Origin of the sequence: Acetomicrobium sp. S15 = DSM 107314, assembly GCF_016125955.1 — a bacterium.
Lineage (GTDB): Bacteria > Synergistota > Synergistia > Synergistales > Thermosynergistaceae > Thermosynergistes > Thermosynergistes pyruvativorans.
The window spans coordinates 1-386 of the sequence record NZ_JADEVE010000104.1; the positions used below are offsets into that span (position 1 = coordinate 1).

General features: G+C 56.5%; 1 pseudogene. It reads left to right on the forward strand.

From position 1 onward, the window contains the following. Positions 1–255: 255 nt before the first annotated feature. Positions 256–386: pseudogene (locus tag EZM41_RS02870) on the forward strand (transcription antitermination factor NusB); the annotation flags it as partial.

Sequence of the window (386 nt, forward strand, 5' to 3'; positions counted from 1 at the left end):
TTCCAGAAAGATCGAGCTCCGGATAGAGCTTTCCCGAGGCCTCAAGCACGGCTCCGCCCATCCTCACTGTGTCTTTTTCTAAAACGATGGTGCCTTTGTCTATCCTGACCCTTCCCTCCTCCTCGACCTCTATATCCGAACGCATCATTGCCTCTTTTTCCACGTCTTTGAGACTTCGGCTGATAGGCCTGCCCCTCACGAAGGGTATTACGCAATAGGCGCAGAAGCGATCGCAGCCGTCCTGAACCTTCAAGAAGGCCCGAGCGGATGGTGGCCGTCGATTTGGCCGCCGTGCGGCTGGCTTTGTATGAGGGCGTGATCGCTAGGCTGGTCCCGCTGCCTGTGGCTATATCCGAGGCTGTGGATCTGGCTAAGAAATACGGCAC